This is a genomic window from Nitrososphaera sp. (genome assembly GCA_039938515.1).
Lineage (GTDB): Archaea > Thermoproteota > Nitrososphaeria > Nitrososphaerales > Nitrososphaeraceae > Nitrososphaera.
This window is the reverse complement of sequence record JBDUUL010000011.1, coordinates 48,421-69,196: the sequence shown is the minus strand read 5'-3', so window position 1 is coordinate 69,196 and position 20,776 is coordinate 48,421. Positions and strand designations below refer to the sequence as shown.

The window sequence follows — 20,776 nt, the reverse complement described above, 5'->3', positions numbered from 1 at the left end:
ACAAACTGTCATATTTGTTATAAAAATTGTAAAAGCTACCAAGTTGGTAAGCGGCATAAGTAAAGTTCTGTCTAACAAAAGCAATTCGGAGCCCTTTTGGTTGGGGCTGGGGCGGCTGGATTATCGCTCCGGTTCCATTTGCAGCGCCATTTCCTGATTGGTTCGCGGTAGAAGGCGAACTGGTGCTCGCGGTCGTCTGTTGCTGCTGGCTGTTAGCATAAACCGCAAAGGTTCCAGCAATTAAAATGGCTGCCGCGGCTATGCCAATGATGATAATGCTTTGCCTAGACAACCCTGAAAGACGAGTTTATTGGCAGACCCGATTATAAGGCTTGATCGCTCACCACCTGAAAAGCGTCACAAAATTAAGGGGGACTCGCCCCTAGAGGTCCGTCTCAGCAGGTCTGGCAGCCGACAACGCTAAAGAGGTGGCTGGCAGTTCCACCCAGATGTGTCTTGTCACCTGGATAGACAGCGGTAATTGTCACGTAGCCGCCATCCGTGTCGATATTCGAATTGACACTTACGGAGCATGTGCCCGCGGAAGAAAGGTTGCAGGAGCTGGCGCTAAGAGAGGCAATCGCTGTATTTGAGCTGGAGAAGCTGATGGCCCCCGTTGGAACAGTGCCTGAAACCTTGTTAAGGTCGGCTATGGTGACTGTGCAAACAGCACTATCGCCGGCATTCAGGGTATAGGACGGATTGCAGACCATGGAAGTCGTGGTGCCGTCCAGGTTTTGCTGGTTGATTATAATCGTCCCGCCAACTAGAGTCCAGGTATTGCCACCGCCGCGACCGCTATGGCCCTTGACGCCAACGCTGTAGTTCGTCACGCCGGAAACGACCTTGCCAGTATTTGTGTCCGTCGCAGAGAACCTGCCTATTACGTGATAAATGGTTCCCGCTGTGCCGGTTCCGGTAACGTTGGCCGTACCGCTGTAAACTCCAGAAGCATAGGTGGCTATAGTCTCGCCGGGCAGCGTAAAGGAAATGGATCCACCCGAGAAAACTAGATTCTGTCCGACATACCCGCCAACATAGCCGGAAGTCGATGCAGAACCTGACGAGGTGCCATCTGTCAATGCAAAGGTGCAGGAAATTACTGCCGTGCACTTTGTCGCATTGCCGGTTATCTGACCGCTAGCGGACGCAGTACTTGTAAAAGCTATTGGCGCTGTCATTGCCATCGCTACAAAAAGAACCGCGATAACGAGAAACCGTTGCAGAATAATCATAGCGAAGACTTTTACGTTTGCGAAGTTAATAGGCTTTGCTGTCTCCAAGTTCCGCCATGCAATTAGCCGGGAAATTGCGCGGGCCTTGAGGGACGTTATTCTGCCTTGCAAATTGTCCTCGCACAGGACAACTATATTTACTTTGAAATTTACAAATACCGAGCTGGGCAATAAAGTGGCAGGGAATTGTCCAAGGTCCGAAGGAAGAAAAGGTCTCCGGGTAACTCCGTATTGCAGGTTGAATCGCAGATAGCCTCAGAACTTCCGCCGGGCAGAAGGGAAGAATTTGAAGCGTATCTTCGACTCTTTGGGTACAGGCCCGAGCGGACCATTCTTCAGGTTCACATCCCCGGGTTTTTTCGGAGAAAAAGCATGTCACCTGCCAAATCACAAAAGATGGCTGCTACTGCGAGACGGTACGGGGGCACCACTTTTGTCATAGTTGGCAAGACGCACGATCCATCAATCATGGAGTCCGTATTAAAACCGCGAAAAAGCAGAGACACTGCTAACCCCGGTTACATCGGATATCTCTGGAGAGGAAAAAATCCGGACGGCAAGGCTCCGCACGAGCTGCTGCCGATCGACTTTACGCCTGCGCAGCTGCACTATCCTGAAGACTGGAAAAGCATGTTCGCAACAAAAGGCTTTCTCGTCGGCATGCACGTGCCGGCGTCTTTTGCAGGCCGCAAAAATGCTCTGTCCCGCGCACTCTATCGCGCTGGCAGAACTGTGGATCCCAAAAAGGAGTGGTCTTTCATAAAGTCGCTCCAGCAATATGGCTATGCATCCGCTCAGGACGCCTCGGGCGGCTATAGTCCAGTTTCAGGAGTTACCGGGTAGTGAACCCTGGAAACACCCCCTCCCCCTCAAGTGCTCCAGTCTTCATATCCTGATTCTTGCAAGTAACCATTTGCATGAATTGGCTCAGAAACAGGAACAAGATTACCGGCAAGGTGCTTGCCGGGATGGTCAGAAGAATTGAAAAGGCTTACGAGATACTTGAACTTAATGCTACTGAGCCGGTTATAATCCAGCCAAAGCAATCAGAACTCGTTTTTGAAGTTCAGAGTACGACAGACAGGAACGTCCGATATCAAGTAGACGCAGACACAAAGACGTGCACATGCCCCGACTTTAATTTCCGGTACGTAAAGTGCAAGCACATCCTGGCAGCAGAATTTGCGCTTGGAACTGTCGAATAAGAGCCGGTTTTTGGAAGTGACGATGATTGGGAAGAGGTTCCGTCTGTTCCACAAAAGGCTGCAGTCACCGCCTTGCACTGCACTCTTATGATAAGAAGAGGCGATCGATTGCTTGCACTAAATGCGACTGCAGCAAGTACAAATGAGAATAACTATCGGGCAATCAGTCCCATGTACAAAGAGTATGCAAAAAAGAAGGGAGCAGGCAGCGTTATTCCCGCCGGACCAGTATGTAATGAGGCACGTTTGCAATCGTCGCAGGATAAGAAGTCTTGTACTCCCATCCAGACGCAAGCAGTTTCTTGGCCTCGGAAATGTCCGTAATCGCGGCAATGTCTACTATCCTCCGTCGCCTTGCCGCTTGGTAGCTCGCAGCGTTCGGTTCACCTAACTGCGTCTTGTGCGAGTGCTCTACACCATTCTCGTCTACCAGTTTCCACCTAATTCTTCCTGTCGCCGGGTCTGCGCCAATCTTCTCGAAAGAGATCATTTGGCCCGAAAAGCCGGCTGCCTTGCAGCGATTGCATTCCTGCATCTTTTTTTGCGGTTTTGATGCTTCCGCCTGAACTGTTGACATTGTGACATCCAGTACCGATTTTAGTTAATATCCTCTGGAGCACTTGAGGGGGAGGGGGTATTCAGCTATCCTTCAGGCCTGCGTGTTCATACCTACATGATGGTCAATTTTCAGGTGCTCCTCCTTGTCAAGTGCGCTTGGAAACACCTTGCCGCATATCGGGCAATCATAAGTCGGCCTTCCCTTGGACTTTGCATCCATTTGTGACCTATTACTTTGTACACATTGCTTAATACAGTTGCAACGGCAGATTAGCCCGGTAGATAAGCGGACATTATTCTGCACAAGGTTAGGCTGAATATGAATGCGCAGGCGTCAGCGTCGCCGAGCCTGTAATGTAAATGATGTCGCTATCCCAGTCGAGCATCCTGTCAATTTCTTCCACGTACATGCGTATTGCCTTCATACGGAGGGTCTTGTCTTCCTCGATAGAAGACATCCACCCGTATCTGGAGTAAAACATCTCCTTTTTGGCATCTATGTCTGTGCCAGACGGGTAGACTACCTTTAGCAGGACACCACCTTCCCAGTCAGAGTATTCTGTCTCAAACTGCAATATGTTTAGCAGGAGTTTCTGGTCAACCTTGGGAAAAAGGTCCTTTGCCTTTCGGAGAAACCGTCTATACTCTTCCCTGACCGAAACGGCGCGGGCCGGGGACGTCTGGGCATTACCATCTGCCATGGTACTATTCGTCCATCATTTCTTTTAAAAATTCCAAACTCCTCCCGACCATGTGTAGCAGGCAAGTACACGTTTGAATTTATGAGCAGATGCACCCAAATCATTCCAAGTGTCTTCACCAAAAGGCTATGTCACGCTCAATGAGCACCCGCAGAAAAAAGAGGTCCGCAAGCTGATAGGCTGCATGAACTGCAACTGCAGCATAGACGTCTATGAAGACTTTAACCACACTATCTATTGCAGCTTTTGTGGCGCTGCGTTTGTCGATTTACAGACAAGGACTTAACAAAGACTTACTCGTATTTGTAGTCCTGTTCCACCGTTTTGCCCGTTTCGCTTAGATAAACCACGCCTTTTTCGACGCGCTCGACAGACGACTTGGGGATTATGTATTTGTCCGGCGTTATGGGCCCGTACGTCACCAGTATCCTCTCTGGTTGGACATCTGCAACGACGCCTATGTCCTTCCCGTCGGCGGTAAACACCGGCTTGTTGACAAGCGATTCCCAATCCTCGAGATCTATTACCATGACACGTATGACATGGCATTGGATTTAGTATTAGAGAAAGAAAACCCGCTTGCAATCTTCGCAGGTTGCCGTGGCAAACGCGCCAGGCGCGTGACCGCGGCTGGAATCCGAAGAAAGTTTGGTAACTCTATAAAGGCATAGTGGGCAAATTGCTGGCATGTGGGGCATTGACATTTATCTTGCCAGACTTGGCAATTCCCTGGCCCGCCGCAAAAGGTCAAGGCGGGTCAGCTGCGACATTTGCAACGACAAGTACGAGCGGCTTGAGGAAATGGAACTGCATAGGAGGGACGCGCACCCCGAAGCCTCGCCCCGGATTGCAGATGCGTAGGCCCCCGATTGTTCAGCAGCGCCTGGAGGCCAGAGGAACAAGCGCCTCGTTTCCGATGGTATCGAGGTGTCTGCGTGCTCTTGTCTGGATTGCCGATTCTTACGGCGGCGCCGGCCCCCAAAGCCAATCGCCCTGCAGGACTAATGCCTCATTGCGGCTTTGCGTGAGCGGATCTGCAATATGAGGGTGGCTCTCGCCGGCCGGGTTATCTTGCGACAGTTAAATACAATACCGGACATGCAGAGCTGAGAAAATACGTCCGAAGCCAAAGAATCCGCCTTTGCCAAGTCGCTGGGACCTCAGGACGAAGACGACCTTTCTGCCCCGGACCTAGCTTTTTTGAATGTCCTTGCCTCGAAGAGAAAGGTAACAAAAAAGAAAGCGGTGTATCATGAAAAAGGTACGCGGAAGAAATGCTGCGTCAAGTGCAAGTTCAACCTTGGAGACGAGCGACGGTGCCACGTCGTAGCGGGCGAGGTTGACAATAGCCGGGGGCTGTCGCAGTACTTTTCCCCAAAGGGTGAGGGCATGCTGCCTGGAGACCTCGTCTGGATTCAAGTGAACAAATCGACCAAGCTGACCTTCAAGGAGGGGCACGTCATTTCTGAAGGTGCGCGGGGCTTCCAGTGCCGGGACTGCAAATATTATCTCGGCGGGCGATTGAAGTGCCTGCTTGTCAGGGGACGCCTGAAGCCGGAAATGAGCTGCGGATTTATTGTGAAGAAGGGAAACGGCATTGAATTAGGACAGGTGCCCCGTTTTCGTGATTGAACCCATGACAAATATAGTGGGCCCTGCATAGCATATCCTGTCAATTGGTAGAAATAAAGACCAGCCGCGAGATTGCGGCCCCGGTTTCAAGAGTCTGGCAAGTTGTAGGCGACATCGACAACGAGCCTACCTATTGGCACGGGACAAAGTCTGTAAAGAACATTAGCAGGAACGGGAACACGGTCGAACGCGAGGTGATAATCTCGTTCAAGGACTCGAAATGCCGCCAGACGGTAACGCTTGAAGAAAATAAGCTGGTTGAAATCCGGATTATCGACGGCCCGCTTACCGGAACCAAGACGGTCCGGCTGGAGCCTCAGGGCGAAAACAAAACCCGCGTTGACGTCGACTGGAACATCAAATTCGCTGGCTTTCTTGGGATGTTCGGAGGAATGGTCAAGAAGCACATTGCCGAGGGAACCGAAGAGGCGCTGACAAGGATTGCAAAGGCGTCGGAACAGTAGTCTGCGGTTCAGCCTGCCTGCGTCGCGAATTGATGCATTGTGGACTGCCTGACGGTGGCGGGATGGGAATATGAGCGGCTTTTCAGCGCTTGACGCGATTGATTTTTTGCTTGCCGCAATCATGATAGGCGTTGCCGGAGTCTGGGTGTATTTCCTGTCCTACATGGCAAAGTCGTTCAAATGCTCCCCAAGGCTTGACGACGCTCAGAAAGCGCAATCACCTCATCCGCTTGTAAGCGTGATTCTGCCGGCCCGAAACGAGGAAAGGTACATCGCAAAGTGCCTTGAGAGCCTGCTTGGTCAGGACTATGACAACCTTGAGATAGTGGTCATAAACGACTCGTCCACCGACGGGACGGCCGGAATTCTGTCAGATTATGCGCGCAGGGACAAGAGGATAGTCCACGTCGAGGCAAGGCCCAAGCCGCCGGGATGGGCGGGCAAGAACTGGGCCTGCATTGAGGGCTATCAGCAGTCCCGCGGAGAGCTGTTGCTATTTACCGACGCGGACACCGTCCATTCGCCAGCTTCAATATCGCTTGCGGTAAACAGGCTCCTCTCAGACAAACTTGACGCGCTCTCGGCCGTTCCAAAACTAGTCTGTAATGATTTCTGGACAAGAGTGACGCTGCCAATTCTATCCGTCTTTTTGCACACCCGGTTTTCTGCGCTTCGCGTAAACGACCCCAAGACAAAGACAGGCTATTTCTTTGGAAGTTTTTACATAATATCCCGGCGCGCATACGAGCAGGCAGGCACCCATTCTGCAGTACGGCACGAGCTTGTCGAGGACGGCGCCCTGGGCGCCCGGGTCAAGGAAATGGGGCTTGCATTGAAAATGGTCCGCGGCGAGCGTCAGGTCAGCGCCGTCTGGGCGCGCGATTTGCCCTCGCTGTGGCATGGACTGAGGCGACTGATGATACCGCTGTATTACCAGCATCGCCGAAACGCGGTTCTCATGACCGTAGCGGTATTTTTCATTCTTTTCGAGCCGTTTGTCGTTCTGCCGTACTCGGCATTTGCGCATTTTGGCTTGGGTCTTGAGCCCAGCGCTGGAATATTGTTCGCGCTTAACCTGGCAGCCGTCGCCCTTATCCTGACTACGAGTGTAGCTCAGTGCAAGTACGGAATTTATGAAAAGCCTGCATACGGCCTCGGCGCTCCGCTTGGGGGAGCAATGGTCTCCTTTGGCTTCTTTTCGGCTTTAGCCGATGCCAAGAAGGAAAACGCAGTGAACTGGCGAGACAGGCAGTACACGGTAACAGAGCAGCAGAACCCACTGCGCTGATTTTCTTCTGAACGTACTTGTCGGAAAAAACGATGGAACGGGCGTTTCGGGCCGGTTCAGGAGCGTGCTCCTAATCTGTATGGACAGTTACACAAATCCCACTGGAATGATGTCAACAACTAAGACTTTGGCGGAGCGCAAGAACAACCGTGGCAAGATTCAGATAATGGGTGACATACTGGGTCTTGCGACAAGCGGAATAAAAAAGACACACATCATGTACCGCGGCAATCTAAGCTACGAACAGGTACACCTCTACCTTGGAGAGCTCTTGCAGCGCGGCCTGCTGTTACAGGATGGAAAGGGAAGCGAAGGCATTGTATACAGGACGACCGAGTCTGGTCGCGAGTTCCTGCAGCATTACCGCCGGCTGGCAGAATTTCTTGAGGAAAGGGAGGATGGACTCCCGCTTTACCTTGGAAGGTAATCCGCACTTATCCGAATGGTAAATATTGTAAGCCTGCCGTAGCCCGGCTGAGCCTCATTGAACAAGATGATACTTGGAGTATCTATTGCGATCGCGGTGGCCGCGATTGCGATAGCCATTTCGCCGTTTTTTAGCATTCAGTCAATTATCCCCCGGACCAGTCCTGGCGGGAGCACCGACAACGGTCAGTCTCAGCAGGCGCCGGCAGCCCAGACCTCTGTGGACAGGACAGGGCTCCAAAAGACTGCGTTTGAGGTCGGAAGAATAACCAATCCCGATGCCTCCACGAGTCCTCTCTCCCTTCCGGATCTATTTAACCAGACCCAGCGATCAGTTGTTGAGATTACCGACAGCTCTAGCACCGACCCGAGCAAGAGCAGGCTCGGCTCGGGGTTTGTGTATGACGACAACGGACATGTGATAACCAACAACCATGTGGTTAGTGTCTCTGGAAACGTCGACGTGACTTTTCTTGACGGGACGATTTATCGCGCCCAGGTCATAGGTTCCGATCCGTATACCGATCTGTCGGTTCTTTACGTCAAGGACGTCCCCAAAGACAAACTTGTGCCGCTTGCTCTTGCAAACTCGACCCAGCTTCGGATAGGCGAGCAGGTGGCCGCGATAGGAAATCCTTTTGGCCTTTCCGGCTCTATGACTGAGGGAATAGTAAGCGGCCTCGGCCGCCTTTTGCCAAACGATCAGGCAGGCCAGTTTTCTATCCCCGGTGTGATACAGACCGATGCGCCTGTAAATCCGGGCAACTCTGGCGGACCGCTTCTCAACCTCCGCGGGGAGGTCGTTGGGATCACCACTGCAATCTATACCAATACTGGCCAGTTTTCAGGGATCGGATTTGCAATTCCTGCAAACACCGTGGCAAGGGTCGTACCTTCGCTGGTCACATCCGGCGGGTATTCGCATCCCTGGCTCGGGATTTCCGGTCGTGACATGACCCCAGGTCTGGCCCAGGCAATAGGGCTCAAGGAGCCGCGCGGGTTTCTGGTCGTTGACGTGGTCAAGGGCGGGCCGGCGGACAAGGCTGGACTCAGGGGCGGGACGCAAAGCACAAAGGTGGAAGGTGTTGATGTCAAACTAGGAGGCGACGTGATAACCAGCATCGACGACAAGCCGGTGCGCAAAATTGACGACATTTTGGTTTATCTCGAAAGCCAAAAGGCAGTCGGCGACCCGATAAAATTGACGGTACTCCGCGACGGAAAGACGCTCGACATAACACCGACGCTTGCTTCCAGGCCAAGCCAGCTCACCTCGCCCTGAAAAATCCTTTATTATAGCGAGAGCCTGTCTAGCATACACTTGTACACTCGCGCTCACGAGGCAGCAGATGCCGGAGTTCGGGAAATCTTGCAGCAGTCGCTTGAAGGGCACGAACCGGCGAAATCTGATGCACTCCTCCTCTTCGAGGACTGTCCTACAAGCGCGCTTGTTAGCACGGCAGCGAGAATCCGGGACAGGGCCAAGCCAGAGCCTGTCGTTACCTACTCTCGAAAGATCTTTATCGACCTTGTCAACCTGTGCAGGGATACCTGCCTTTACTGCACCTACAAGAAGGAGCCGTCCAGCCAGGGGGCCACGATGATGAGCCCTGATGCAGTGCTTGCCCTCGCTAAACAGGGCCAGCGGACGCGCTGCACAGAAGCCCTGATCGTGACAGGGGAGAGGCCCGAGGAGAAATATGCACAGGCCAAAAGCTGGCTCTGGTCGCTTGGGCACGCCAGCCTGGTAGACTATATTCGCGAGGTCTCAGAACTTGTCCTCCAAAATACCGGTCTTCTTCCTCACACAAACGCCGGAAGCCTCTCAAAGTCGGAACTTGCGCAGTTAAAGGATACGAACGTGAGCGTCGGTGTTATGCTAGAGTCATCAAGCGAGCGGCTGATGGAAAAGGGTATGCCCCATGCGGGCGCGCCCAGCAAGCACCCAAAGGTAAGGCTCAACACCCTGAGCGCGGCCGGCGAACTTGGCATTCCTACCACAACCGGGCTTCTTGTAGGCATTGGGGAGAGTCTTGAAGAGATGGTCGATTCTCTTTTTGTGCTACGGGACCTGAGCAGGAGGTATGGCCACGTTCAGGAGATTATCCTGCAGAATTTTGCGCCAAAGCCCAGAACGGGAATGGCCTCCTCGCCTGCTGCAGGCGAGGACTACTTCATCCGCACGCTGGCACTCGCGCGATTGGTGATGCAGAAAATGAACATCCAAGCGCCGCCCAACCTAAATCCGGAATCCTATGGCCTGTACCTTGACGCCGGAATCAACGACTGGGGCGGAATTTCCCCTGTCACGATAGACCATGTCAATCCCGAATTTCCATGGCCCTCCGTCTCGCAGGTTGCCGAGGTGTCGCTAGCAAGGGGCAGGAATCTCCGTGGCAGGCTGCCAGTCTATCCCGAGTTTCTCAAAGGTGGATTTATATCGGAACGGCTGGAAGCATTTACCGCCGTGTTTGTCGACAGTTCAGGCCTGGTAAGGGAGGAATATTTTGACGACATTTGAAGGTCTGATGAAAAACACAGACCCCGTCATTGCTTCTGTCCTCGACGACGCCCTAGCCGGCAAGGATATCTCTGCTGCTCAGGCAGTGGAACTGTTTCGCAGCAACGGCCTTGAACTGGCTCTCGTCCTTGCCGCGGCCAACGAACTGCGGAAAAGGACAGTGGGCGACATTGTAACTTATGTCGTAAACCGAAACGTCAACTTTACAAACGTGTGCGTCAAGCAGTGCGGCTTTTGCGCGTTTAGCCGCGACTTTAGGGAAGAAGAAGGGTACATGCTTCCCCCCTCCGAAATTGTTCGAAGAGCAAAAGAAGCAGCCGGCCTGGGCGCGACTGAAGTCTGCATACAGGCAGGACTTCCGCCTAGGATGGACGGCAACCTTTACGTGGAAATCTGCCGGGCCGTCAAGAATGAGCTGCCGGACATCCACATCCACGCGTTCTCGCCAGAAGAAGTGCTTTACGGGGCTCAGAGGTCGGAGACCTCGACTCTGGAGTATCTGCGCCGCCTCAAGGAAGCCGGTGTAGGGAGCCTTCCTGGAACAGCTGCCGAAATACTTGACCAGGGCCTTCGAGACGAGATTTCGCCGGGCAGGATTCGAGTCCAGGACTGGGTAAGGATAATCAAAGAGGCGCACGGTATGGGCATACCCACGACGTCTACTATCATGTACGGGCACAAAGAAACCCCGCAGCAGATAGCAAACCACATCGAACTTTTGCGTCAGATACAGCAGGAAACCCACGGATTTTCCGAATTTGTGCCCCTGAGTTTTGTGCACACCGAGGCTCCGATGTTCTCTCACCAGACTGTATCAGGCCTGCGGCCTGGCGCAGATGGAAACGAGGTGCTCAGAATGCATGCAATCGCGCGCATCATGCTGAATAACCATATTCCGAACATCCAGGTGTCGTGGGTCAAGGAAGGGCCAAAGATGTCGCAAATCCTACTTGCCGCCGGCGCCAATGATTTCGGAGGCACCCTGATTAACGAGAGCATCTCGACTGCCGCCGGCTCGCAGCACGGTCAGCTGATGCGTCCGCGTGAAATCCGGGGACTCATACGCGCAGCCGGCAGAACACCTGCGCAGCGGTCAACGTCATACAGGCTTCTGAGGATATTTGACAGGGAAGTGGAAAAGGAGGAAGACGGGTCTGTACTTGATGCTGCCGACGAGTCCATGTTCGGCTCTTATCATCAGCTGATAAAACTCAGCAGCTTTAGGTACAAGGACAGCGACGGCGCCCTTCGCAGGGGCGCGCCCAGTACTTAAGGCTCGCACATGACTTGACCGCAATAATATTCTAGTACGGCATGGCAAGGCATTGTATCACGAAATAGTTTAGCAGAATCGTTCCTAAGCGCTTCTGCACAGACCTTTATTATTACCCAATCATGTCTCTCCCTATGTTAGCCGGACAGCGAGAAACAGAGACAAACGCAGCATGCTCGGTCTGCAAGGGACAGCTCATCTTGGACACCGATACTGGAGAGGAAGTCTGCGGCAGTTGTGGGATTGTTGCACGAGAATACCTTGAACAGGCATCAGAGCGACGCGCCTTTTCCTTTGAAGAGATGGACAGGCGTTATCGCACCGGCGAACCCGTCTCTCTTATGATGTATGACATGGGTCTTTCAAGTTTCATTGACAAGAAAAACGTCGACGCAAGCGGCAAGCACATCCACGACTACACGGAAATCGAGAGGCTGCGCCGGCTCAACAAGATTACCGTTTCTAACAATTCAAAGACAAAGAACCTGAACAAGGCAATGAGGGAGATACGCAGGATTACGGAAATTCTTGGCATCGGCCTGCCGGTGGCAGAGCGCTCGGCATACATTTACAGAAAGGCTCTGGACCGCGGCCTCATTCGGGGACGCTCAATTTCGTGCATAGTTGCTGCGGCGGTATACATCGCCTGCAAGGACTCGGGTACGCCCCGGTCTATGGCGGAGCTTCAGGAAGTTGTCGGCGGTGCCGAAAAGAGAAATCTCGCCTATTACTACAAGTTTCTTCTCCGGGAAATGAAGCTCCAGGTGCCGCTGCCTGTTCCTTCAAACAGCATCTCGAGGATCGCAGACAAGGCAAAGCTTTCAGAGAGGTCTGTACGAAGGGCGCTTGAAATACTTGGCAGGGCCGGCGACAATGCGCTGCTCTCCGGCAAGAACCCGGTGTCACTTGCAGCCGCCGCGTTATACCTCGCTGCGGTAGAGTGCAACGAGTACACGACGCAGTTGAGAATTGCAATTGCGGCAGATGTCAGTACCGTAACAGTCCGCAAAAGGTGCCTTGAACTCTTGGAACTTATGCGGGATTCCGGTACTGCGATGCCAATTTCGCAGATAATTCAGGGAGACATCAACCACCAAGATAACTCCGCTCAAATCAATCAAGTTCCCGCAAAGACGCGCCAGCAGGCCGGGCAGGAGCCGAGTATTTTGGAAGGACACAAAATCAGGATGCGCCGGCTCCGTGCGGGCACTTCCGAGAGTGCAACGGCAAACCGTGGCAGAGGCCTATTCCTTTTGGGTGGCGCTGCTCACGACATGGGCGTATGCTAGAATCCTGTTGTTTTGTGAAAAAAGCGGCGAGCTGGCACTCCCTTGTCTCGGTATTTCAGTAGTGCCAAGGCCGCGAATATGATGCAGGTGCCGCGGCCAAGCAATGAAGCGAAATGCAGGAGCTGCTCCCAGCGGCTGTAAAAAGCAGGATGCCCACAGAGTGGAAGCTACCGCCGGAAGGAGCAACAGTCGCACCCGTCAAGACGGACAGCATGATTGCGATTCCCGCGGCGGCGAGCGCAAGGACGACCAAAAATCTCCCGGCCGAGCCGGAGCCGCGTCCGTTTAGCGTTTCTTCGCCGCCACCCGCCCCGGTTTGCTGGTCATGGTTGGTGTTCTTCTTCTGCACGTTTGAATGGGCAGTTTTGGAGCTGTCAAGCTGGCGGAGAAGCTCCCGTCCCTCCTCTGTTATTCTGTACGAGTGCCGCTCGCTCTTGGACACATAGTTGTCCATCCGCTCAAGATGATAGTATATCGACCCGGTCGAAAGGCCGGTCAATGACTTTATGTCCGAAAAGCCCGCCGATCCGTTGCGATTGGCAAGTGCCCGGAGAATTTTTATGCGGGTCCGCTTGGCCCGCAACTGGGTTTCTTCTGGCACAGGACTGATAAAATACGAAATTCTATATCAATTTCGAAACGCATTAACTAAACATTCTAAGCGAAAAGACCTCTGCTTTCCTTTGGTTAACTGCAATCGCAAACGGCGAGCAAGACTTATACGTACTTGGCTTCTGTAGGGAATGCGCACAGACGCCGCCTGGTGTGGGGTCGTAGCGAAGCCAGGCATCGCAACGGGCTCCAGATCTAACACAAGGGCTAGTGGTAGATTAGAAGAAACCCGTGGGTCAAGGGTTCAAATGATTGCGGCTCGCGCCGCGTCAGAATACATCCCTTCGGCCCCACCATGTTTTCAAAGTGAAACCCTTTTAGCTTCTGTGTCCGTATTTGAGCCGTGACAGAGCTCGCCAAGTCGCCGTATGTGTATCTCTTTGACGACGAGAATTTCAAAAGATGGTATGAAAATGTGAAACGCGGAAGCACCAACACCGCTTTTGAATGGTTCAGACGCATGGGAATGATACACAAGCGGTTTAACGTCCTCCCAAAAGACATCGCAAGGATGAACCAGAAGAGAGCTTCTGCATTTCTCCTTGACATGGTGACCGCGCTGGAAAAGGAGGGCAAGAGCGGTTCGTATATCTCAAACAACGTCAAACCTGTAAAGAACTGGCTCTCGTTCAACGGAATTCAAGTAAATCAGCGGATCAAAATCTCGCGGAGAAACGAGCTTGTAACGGTGGCAGACGAGAAGGTGCCCAGCCAGGAAGAGGCCAACAAGATATTCTCTTTTGGTTCACCACGCGCCAAAGCAGCGGCTGGCCTGATAGCACTCTCAGGACTAAGGCCAGAGTCCTTGGGAGATGCAGAAGGCAACGACGGATTGGTCATGGACGATATTCCAGAGATGGTCATCGATCAGAGTGGAGCTGTCCAGTTCGCGCGAATACCAGCAATGATTACTGTCAGGGCGAACCTGTCAAAAGCCGGGCACCAATACTTCACATTCGCTCCAGCTGAGGAGTGCGAATACCTGAAACAGTACATAGAATATCGCATCAGGAGGGGAGAAAAGATCACCGCAAAGGCTGCTGTGATTACACAGGACTGGTGGAAGGGCAATGAAGGCTGGAAGGATCAGTCAAGCCGAGGGCCCAATGGGCATCTACGGACTGTGAACCTGTCTGATGCAATAAGGCGCCCAATCAGAAGGGCCGGCTTCAAATGGAGACCCTATGTCCTCCGCAGGTATTTTGACACCAGGATGATGGTGGCTGAAATGGACGGCCTCATTATTCGGGATTTCCGCGTATTCTGGATGGGCCACACTGGCGATATCGAGCATACCTATACGCTCAACAAGAAGCTTCCAGAAGACGTAGTTGAAAAGATGCGCTTTGCATTCCGCAAGGCTTCGGACAAGCATCTGGTCACCTGGAACAAGAGTGGCAGCAACATCGACCAGCTGAAGTCTCAGATGAACAGGCAATTCCTCAAAGTTGCGGGATACTCTGACGAAGAGATAGAAGCAAAGGAGCTAGACTTGGCCACGCTCACGTCTGACGATATCGACAAATTGGGCAGGGAAAAGCAGAAGCAAAAGCTTGATGCGAACAGGAATAACCAGAAGGTAGTGGCTGCTGAAGAAGTTGAAAAATGGCTGCTGGAAGGCTGGGAGTTTTGCGCTGTCCTGCCAAACAACAGGGCTATAATCAAGATGCCAAGGTGACCGGCCTGCCTGCCGCATAACGGGATATGTGGGGTCGGCGGGCCCATCCGAGGCTTAAGGTTGTAAGAATATGTTCGAGACATCTCAAAAGGTATTATCGATAATAAATCGTATATTGAATGCGTGCACAGCCTGTCTCTCAACTGTGTGCACACCGTGTTTCTAAAGCAAACCCATCGAGCAGACTAGCATTAAAGAATGTGTGTGCACCTTTCGATTCTAAAGTGATTTATGTTCAACTGCACGCTATGTAAAACCTAAGCATTTCTCAAGAATCTTAAATCTAAAGTGACTAAAGAGTATAAAGTGATACCATGCCAAGAGTCTGTGCAACATGCGGAAGTGATCTTGAACCGAACGAACCAAAGAAACAGATTTTGATACTCGGCTCTGACCATAGACTGGAGCTGGAAGAGATGGACATTTCAGACCATGACAGATTTCTGTTCAAGGTTATGGAAGGCAGTCGCTTGGGAAGGGCTTACTTGATTCTAAGCAAAGACCAACTCGCTTGCATTATCAGGATGTTTCAAAAGGTGATACCATCGATAGACGAAGAAGTGCAAAGGCAGAGCCAAGAAGTGAGCTATGGAACAGATTAATCAAGCAGGGAGAAAGGAAGGAGCCTTCATCGGTTGATGTTCGAAATAGCCTTAACCGTTACGACGTTCTCGCAGTTGCAGGAACGCTAGAGTATTTCGGCATCGAAACGCTCGGGATAAAGCAGGCAGTTTATGACCTTACTATACCAAAGTTCAGAGTGTTCGATTTTCTTGGAATGGGCTTGCAGGGCAGATATAGGCAGGAATGTGAGCAGGCTCCAGAGCCTGAAAGAGACGTGTTCGTTGCCTTGGCCAACGTATACCTGAATACTACTGCGATACTGCAGTTTACAAACTCTCTGAAATACATCGACTTGGAATTATGGGATGGCAAATTCACAAGCAAAGAGTTTATCGACTATCTGAAGAGATGGGACAAGGAAGACGTTGAGAACGAGGCTATGCTGGCAAAGCAGGCAAGGGAAGGAATGAGGAACTAGGCGTGCACACATGGAATCTAAACTTACAAAAGAAGAACGAGAACAAAGGTTCGAGCGAAGGAAGGCTTCTTTGAATGCTCTGACTTTTGAGCAACGTGACGAGGCATGCAATTTTGACGAGTTTGAGCTCTCGCTACTCGCTGACTATATTCCAACGATGGATTATGAGAAGGCAATAGAAACGATTTCAGAAAGCGTTGAAGGCGATTACTCGCAACTTAGCATTGGAATGTTGCATGCTTACAAGCGTATGCTGGAACAGGAAGACAGGCTTTCAAATGAAGAAAATGAAATCAACATCTGGATAAAAACGAAGAGTGAAGCAGTGTCATGAAATGACCGTGAACATGGCCTTTGTAAAGTGTGTGCGCACCGCTCTGCTAAAGTGATTGAAAACCGAAGCAAACGCATCGGATTAAGGAACTTCAAAATCATAGATTGTGCTAATGGTGGGAAAAATGAACGGAACTATAACGACAAAACCAACAGAACGACAGGCGGAGACCTTGGCCAGATTTGGTGTGTCTCCTACGGAGATAGAACAACTAGACAAGAAGACAGCAAGCAACAGGATAAAAGAATTGGTCGAAGAGTCGAGGAGGGCACGTGGAACTCAGATTGAGCCAGGCGAGCTATTAAACCAAAAGCAGCTCGGTGAGGTTGAGAAAAGGACTGCAAGGAGGTTAGAGACTGCGAAGCAAATCGTGGGATATGAGTATGATGTAGAGCCAGAGCAGGCTGTGGCTGTATCGCCACTGCTTGTAGAAGTATTCCGGCAGCTCGGCGAGGAAGAATTAGTATTAGTCAGAGACTCGCTAATTAAGAAAGGCAGGAAGGCCAGCGAGAGGCGGAAAGAAGGCCAATGAGGCTATGGACAAGCCAGGCAGGCTTTACTTGGTGGTATTCGATGTCACAAACGCAGACAATGAATACTACCTAAAGCGTGTAGTCAGGGCAAATACTATCGAGAGTGCTGAGGAGGTTGCAATCGATTATGCAAGGCATTTCTGGTCTGATAAGCCGGCGAAGCAAGACGGAGAATTCGCGTTTCTGAGTCATGACGATAGCGAACGGATCAGCATTGGCAGCATACCGCAGATTACCTCAAAGCAGCTAGAAAGAGAACTCCTGATTTCGAAAAGATAGAGACGGAATAGGAAGGTAGACAAAGAATAGGAACAGAGGGAGAACCAGCTAGCCTAGTGATTTACTATAGTTAAGCGAGCGATTTAACTTGAGTCTGGATATGTGGAAGTATTCACCAAAGTGAAATCCCGCGGTGATGTCTTATTCAGCTAGCGGAGACCTGCACTCTCTTCTAGTGTGCTTTTGAAGTGTGTGCATGTATAGCCTGAAGTGTGCGCACACGATGCAATTCTAAAGTGTTGTAGTGTCAGCACTAGTTCGCAGTAACGGAAGAGAAGGCTTTGATGAGGCATACATGAGCGCGTTACGTATGGCTGTGAGTACTCATAGCTTCGGATAGCGTCGGCGGATTAGCGATATCGCTAGTATAATTGCAGCTGCAACTCCGGCAAAAGGAATGGTTAAACCTTCAGCAAACTCGGGAGCGACTTCAGTGCCAGTTATGCTAATTTGAGTTGTGCCCGCTGGGTAATTAATCTCGAGATCTCGGAAGTTTGGATCGGCATTCAGGCCAAAGATGTAGTGCGCCCTTGTTAGATTTTCGGGTCCCGCGATGTCGAAAAACTCATGCGTAGGTCTTCCGTCTTCGGCGACAAGAAATGCAGAGTCGGAACTATTACCATTGCCATACCTAGCAGAATCGCTTGTCGAATTGATTAGCGATCTCGGCAGATGGAGGTCAATAGACCCATTAAATGGTGAAGTTATACTCAGGATCATCGATCTATTCTGGGGGCTCAAGCTGATCGAATTCAGAGAATTAGTAGAGCTTCCATTACCGTTAAAGCTGGTCACTTTGTAATTAATGGTGTACATTTTCCCATCGACTTTCAAGGAATAGGTTGGTATCGAACCGCCTGGTGGTTGGGAATGTGTTTCTTGAAGTTCATAAGTTGTCTCCGCCTTCTGTTTGCCATACGTTGCTATTATTTTGTAGGTTCCAGATGGCGCTAAAGCCTTGGTGCCTTCAACACTAATCGTCTCGTTAGTCGTGAAATCAAGCGACAATGAGTATTGATGCGACTTTGTGTCTAGTGGAACAACTTCTGATTTGAACAGAGAGCCATTTTCATACAACACGTCAATTTTGACTTGGTCAATCGGAAGCTCGGTCGTAGAATTCTCAAGATGCGAAACGTTCCCAATAATAAATACCGTTGGCAACATCGTGTTATGGACTGCGATAGTGAGAGACGGTTCATTAGCATAAGCATCTTTCCGGCCGTTCATTAAAGTCGATTGTCCAAAAAGAATAACGCTTAGCACGAGAGCTAAGCAAACAGACTGAAGTGCTGAATGGATTAACTTTAGAATCATCATATTGAGTCTTTGATGGTCTCCGATTGCGTTGCTAAATAACCTTATGCAAGCGAATCTAAGCCGCATTTAGCCAAATGTCGAGACACCGGTCCAAAATGCCCGTGAACACAGCCAATATCATTTGCGAATCAAAAAAAGAGGGACGTTAGCACGCAGGCAGATTAGTGTACATCGTGTGCTTAGTCCAGGTCGCTGTTCCACCGCTCTGTAGATTGGTACTTCCCATGACTGCACTGGGCGTAGTGGTTCCTCCGCTGCAGGTGGTGTCCTCAGTAGTACTCGTCGGCCAATTAGATACTGTGCTTCCCCCGTTCGTCGAATAGTGCGCGGCGGTTGCAGTTGGATTTGAAGCAAAGTTTGTATCCCAGTTGGGTTCGCTTGCCTGAGACTCGCGGTTTTCGAAAAATACACCCGTATTCAGATCGCTGTATCTTATCCCGCTGTACCTCACATCATAATTGAATTGGTTGGTAAACGCGACAAATGTATTGAGGTCGATCCCCGCAACTGTCCATCCTTTATGCGTGCTGGGATTGTTTGTGTTTCCATTTACTTCGAATTTGTAGTTGTGCCCGCTAGTGTAAGTCATACCACTTAGCTGATTAATGCAACCGAGTTTGGTGTCAGTATATACGAGAGTGGTATCGGAACTCGTGTCCCAGTTAAATCCGACTTGGTTCCAATAGTCCGAGTAATAGTCAGCGGATGTGCAGAGCAGATTGTCGTCTGATACTAACATCATTCCATTAAGATAAAGCGATTGTCCGCCGTGTATCGGAGTGTGATTTCTGGTGTAGGACGGGGCAGTAGATTGGACGTCTAGATAATTAGGGGTTGACCCCACATTGCCCACCCAGTTATCTGCCCAGGTGTGGTGTAAACAATCCCCAGTACAAGCCGTTGTCAGGGGTCCCGATATGACTGATTTCGCAGTCTCGGACTGCATGTCAATGATCACTGCTAACTCTGTATTGTTGGCCACATTAAGGTGAGTCACCGGATCCCAATGCACCGGGCTTGCCATCACATTCTCAGTCAGGTAACTAGTTGACATGAATTCATAGCTCTTACCTGCGAGGGCATCTTTCACTTGGACATTTGCCAGGGCAATCCGTTCCATCAATGCTTGGTCCGAATCAGAAATCGCTCCTGGAAGAACGCTGTTTATGTAGGCCGGGTCGTTGATGTTCGGTACTATTGTAGAGGTGTTTGTAGAAGCGTGTGCTTGTTGATTTAGTGATGCCAAGCTGATTCCAGCTGTCAAAACAAGCATTGACATCAACACTGCTGAACTTACGAGACCGAAATTGGTTCTCATGGTAGCCTCTTCAGAAAAATCACAGCTAATAAGGTTCGAGGTTCGATACGACCTAGAATAGGACTCCTCAGTCAGGAAAAAGGTCTATTTTGTCCTCAATTGAGGCTTTTTGCCAAGAAGAACCAAAGCAAAATGATGTCCGCCTGGGGTGAGTCGTAGCTTGGCTTTTCGTTTTTCAACAAGCGACTCAACCAAATCCCGATCCTCTAGCCATTCAATGTACTTTTTGCAACGTGAATGGTTCACTCTCCCTTTCATTTGAATCGAGGACAAACTACTTGGACCTTCCATTAAGTGCTCGAGAACTCTCAACAATATCCTAAGACTGGGAGCAAAAATACCTTTGGTCACAGGACAGTCAGAGTTAACTTATATTTCTATATATTGGCGCACATCAAGTTTCCTTTAGCCTGGGCAGCCATCAACCTTATTGTCCCAAATATTTCTAAATTCTATCGTTCACTCAAAATATCGCCTGATCAGACCGCTTGTATTCCGGACGAAAGGAGCTGAATGAAGCCTTCAAGTCTAATGGCAAAGCAAATAGCCGGGAGGCAGCAATTAAGTATTTCGAGCAATAACTAGCGCTAGTAGTTTCAATGGAACCTTCCTTTCAGATGGCCGATATTCACCGGGTTATAGACGATTCAAGTCCGCGTGACGTTTTCATCGAAGCTGGCATATATCTCGAGAATATACTCGACAAATATCTTGAGAGGAAATTCTCGCTTCCCTCAAAGGCAATTGAGGATCCGGCCTTCAATCTAGAACTGAAGATAAGGATTGCAGAGCATGCGGGTTTTTTAGTTGAGCCGTATCGCACCAATGTGCGGGAAATCCAAAGAATCAGGAATAGGTATGCACACACTTTAGAACCCGAGGAGGCCGCGATAAGAAACATGATCGATGCCATGGAGACAACGCCAGCTGGCTCTTTGAACGAAAAGGTCGAGATCGACATCTTTACGAAGTTCAAGATCAAGGCAGTTGCGACTCTCGTAGAACTGTCAAATGCTGTGGAAGCTGATAGGCCCCTGTTCGTTCTCGCAAAAAGCGAATAGCGATCAG

General features: G+C 50.7%; 27 protein-coding genes and 1 tRNA gene. 19 read left to right on the top strand and 9 right to left on the bottom strand.

The window, feature by feature from the left end; translation table 11 throughout:
• Together ABI361_07080 and ABI361_07075 are read right to left on the bottom strand one after the other, a co-directional pair.
• A partial coding sequence (locus ABI361_07080) for a hypothetical protein (GenBank protein MEO9320419.1) occupies positions 1-292 on the bottom strand: 292 nt, incomplete at its 3' end.
• 103 nt (positions 293-395) lie between these two features.
• Entirely contained in the window at positions 396-1,235 is an 840-nt protein-coding gene (locus ABI361_07075; protein MEO9320418.1) for a hypothetical protein, read from the bottom strand.
• Positions 1,236-1,421: 186 nt separating this feature from the next.
• Between ABI361_07075 and ABI361_07070 the strand changes: the two genes are divergently transcribed.
• Positions 1,422-2,078, top strand: coding sequence for a hypothetical protein (locus tag ABI361_07070; protein ID MEO9320417.1), 657 nt, complete (start codon positions 1,422-1,424; stop codon positions 2,076-2,078).
• Positions 2,079-2,152: 74 nt separating this feature from the next.
• Positions 2,153-2,440 carry an SWIM zinc finger family protein gene (locus ABI361_07065; GenBank protein ID MEO9320416.1) on the top strand — a complete coding sequence of 96 codons (288 nt, stop codon included), beginning with the start codon at positions 2,153-2,155 and terminating at the stop codon, positions 2,438-2,440.
• A gap of 211 nt (positions 2,441-2,651) precedes the next feature.
• Here ABI361_07065 and ABI361_07060 read toward each other — a convergent pair whose 3' ends face one another.
• The 3 genes from ABI361_07060 to ABI361_07050 form a co-directional block, all read right to left on the bottom strand.
• On the bottom strand, positions 2,652-3,017 hold the full coding sequence (locus ABI361_07060; protein MEO9320415.1) for a hypothetical protein: 366 nt from the start codon (positions 3,015-3,017) through the stop codon (positions 2,652-2,654).
• A gap of 72 nt (positions 3,018-3,089) precedes the next feature.
• Complete coding sequence (locus tag ABI361_07055; GenBank protein MEO9320414.1) at positions 3,090-3,218, bottom strand: hypothetical protein; 129 nt, start codon at positions 3,216-3,218, stop codon at positions 3,090-3,092.
• A gap of 88 nt (positions 3,219-3,306) precedes the next feature.
• Complete coding sequence (locus ABI361_07050; protein MEO9320413.1) at positions 3,307-3,699, bottom strand: hypothetical protein; 393 nt, start codon at positions 3,697-3,699, stop codon at positions 3,307-3,309.
• Positions 3,700-3,808: 109 nt separating this feature from the next.
• Here ABI361_07050 and ABI361_07045 point away from each other — a divergent pair, with 109 nt between their 5' ends.
• Entirely contained in the window at positions 3,809-3,985 is a 177-nt protein-coding gene (locus tag ABI361_07045) for a hypothetical protein (protein ID MEO9320412.1), read from the top strand.
• A gap of 7 nt (positions 3,986-3,992) precedes the next feature.
• Here ABI361_07045 and ABI361_07040 read toward each other — a convergent pair whose 3' ends face one another.
• Positions 3,993-4,229, bottom strand: coding sequence for a DUF2171 domain-containing protein (locus tag ABI361_07040; GenBank protein MEO9320411.1), 237 nt, complete (start codon positions 4,227-4,229; stop codon positions 3,993-3,995).
• A 157-nt stretch (positions 4,230-4,386) separates the two neighbouring features.
• Here ABI361_07040 and ABI361_07035 point away from each other — a divergent pair, with 157 nt between their 5' ends.
• From ABI361_07035 to tfb, 9 genes are all read left to right on the top strand, one after another.
• Positions 4,387-4,560: a hypothetical protein gene (locus ABI361_07035; GenBank protein ID MEO9320410.1), complete on the top strand. Its 174-nt coding sequence runs from the start codon at positions 4,387-4,389 to the stop codon at positions 4,558-4,560.
• A gap of 339 nt (positions 4,561-4,899) precedes the next feature.
• Positions 4,900-5,331 (top strand): hypothetical protein, encoded by a 432-nt coding sequence (locus ABI361_07030; GenBank protein ID MEO9320409.1) that lies wholly within the window; start codon positions 4,900-4,902, stop codon positions 5,329-5,331.
• Positions 5,332-5,375: 44 nt separating this feature from the next.
• Positions 5,376-5,795, top strand: a complete 420-nt coding sequence (locus tag ABI361_07025) for an SRPBCC family protein (GenBank protein ID MEO9320408.1) — start codon at positions 5,376-5,378, stop codon at positions 5,793-5,795.
• A gap of 70 nt (positions 5,796-5,865) precedes the next feature.
• Positions 5,866-7,083, top strand: coding sequence for a glycosyltransferase (locus ABI361_07020; GenBank protein ID MEO9320407.1), 1,218 nt, complete (start codon positions 5,866-5,868; stop codon positions 7,081-7,083).
• Between the two features lie 79 nt (positions 7,084-7,162).
• A complete protein-coding gene (locus ABI361_07015; GenBank protein MEO9320406.1) occupies positions 7,163-7,510 on the top strand; it encodes a winged helix-turn-helix domain-containing protein in 348 nt (115 codons plus the stop codon).
• 66 nt (positions 7,511-7,576) lie between these two features.
• Positions 7,577-8,791, top strand: coding sequence for a trypsin-like peptidase domain-containing protein (locus tag ABI361_07010; GenBank protein ID MEO9320405.1), 1,215 nt, complete (start codon positions 7,577-7,579; stop codon positions 8,789-8,791).
• 39 nt (positions 8,792-8,830) lie between these two features.
• Complete coding sequence (gene cofG / locus ABI361_07005) at positions 8,831-10,030, top strand: 7,8-didemethyl-8-hydroxy-5-deazariboflavin synthase CofG (protein ID MEO9320404.1); 1,200 nt, start codon at positions 8,831-8,833, stop codon at positions 10,028-10,030.
• Positions 10,031-10,037: 7 nt separating this feature from the next.
• Positions 10,038-11,303, top strand: coding sequence for a 5-amino-6-(D-ribitylamino)uracil--L-tyrosine 4-hydroxyphenyl transferase CofH (gene cofH / locus ABI361_07000; protein ID MEO9320403.1), 1,266 nt, complete (start codon positions 10,038-10,040; stop codon positions 11,301-11,303).
• Positions 11,304-11,437: 134 nt separating this feature from the next.
• Positions 11,438-12,592 carry a transcription initiation factor IIB gene (gene tfb, locus ABI361_06995; protein ID MEO9320402.1) on the top strand — a complete coding sequence of 385 codons (1,155 nt, stop codon included), beginning with the start codon at positions 11,438-11,440 and terminating at the stop codon, positions 12,590-12,592.
• Positions 12,593-12,647: 55 nt separating this feature from the next.
• Here the strand turns inward: tfb and ABI361_06990 are convergent, their stop codons facing one another.
• A complete protein-coding gene (locus tag ABI361_06990) occupies positions 12,648-13,193 on the bottom strand; it encodes an ArsR family transcriptional regulator (protein MEO9320401.1) in 546 nt (181 codons plus the stop codon).
• Between the two features lie 166 nt (positions 13,194-13,359).
• Between ABI361_06990 and ABI361_06985 the strand changes: the two genes are divergently transcribed.
• The 6 genes from ABI361_06985 to ABI361_06960 all read left to right on the top strand — a co-directional run bounded on the left by ABI361_06985 (position 13,360) and on the right by ABI361_06960 (position 17,070).
• Positions 13,360-13,500 (top strand) — tRNA-Trp (locus ABI361_06985).
• Positions 13,501-13,547: 47 nt separating this feature from the next.
• Positions 13,548-14,882, top strand: coding sequence for a site-specific integrase (locus tag ABI361_06980; GenBank protein MEO9320400.1), 1,335 nt, complete (start codon positions 13,548-13,550; stop codon positions 14,880-14,882).
• Positions 14,883-15,393: 511 nt separating this feature from the next.
• On the top strand, positions 15,394-15,924 hold the full coding sequence (locus ABI361_06975) for a hypothetical protein (protein MEO9320399.1): 531 nt from the start codon (positions 15,394-15,396) through the stop codon (positions 15,922-15,924).
• Positions 15,925-15,934: 10 nt separating this feature from the next.
• Entirely contained in the window at positions 15,935-16,258 is a 324-nt protein-coding gene (locus ABI361_06970) for a hypothetical protein (GenBank protein MEO9320398.1), read from the top strand.
• Positions 16,259-16,370: 112 nt separating this feature from the next.
• Positions 16,371-16,790 carry a hypothetical protein gene (locus ABI361_06965; protein ID MEO9320397.1) on the top strand — a complete coding sequence of 140 codons (420 nt, stop codon included), beginning with the start codon at positions 16,371-16,373 and terminating at the stop codon, positions 16,788-16,790.
• A gap of 4 nt (positions 16,791-16,794) precedes the next feature.
• Complete coding sequence (locus ABI361_06960; protein ID MEO9320396.1) at positions 16,795-17,070, top strand: hypothetical protein; 276 nt, start codon at positions 16,795-16,797, stop codon at positions 17,068-17,070.
• A 324-nt stretch (positions 17,071-17,394) separates the two neighbouring features.
• Here ABI361_06960 and ABI361_06955 read toward each other — a convergent pair whose 3' ends face one another.
• Together ABI361_06955 and ABI361_06950 are read right to left on the bottom strand one after the other, a co-directional pair.
• Complete coding sequence (locus ABI361_06955) at positions 17,395-18,390, bottom strand: hypothetical protein (GenBank protein ID MEO9320395.1); 996 nt, start codon at positions 18,388-18,390, stop codon at positions 17,395-17,397.
• Positions 18,391-18,535: 145 nt separating this feature from the next.
• The gene (locus tag ABI361_06950; protein MEO9320394.1) at positions 18,536-19,708 is read right to left on the bottom strand and encodes a hypothetical protein; all 1,173 of its coding nucleotides are present in this window, start codon (positions 19,706-19,708) and stop codon (positions 18,536-18,538) included.
• 617 nt (positions 19,709-20,325) lie between these two features.
• Between ABI361_06950 and ABI361_06945 the strand changes: the two genes are divergently transcribed.
• Complete coding sequence (locus tag ABI361_06945) at positions 20,326-20,769, top strand: hypothetical protein (GenBank protein MEO9320393.1); 444 nt, start codon at positions 20,326-20,328, stop codon at positions 20,767-20,769.
• The last annotated feature ends 7 nt before the right edge of the window (positions 20,770-20,776 follow it).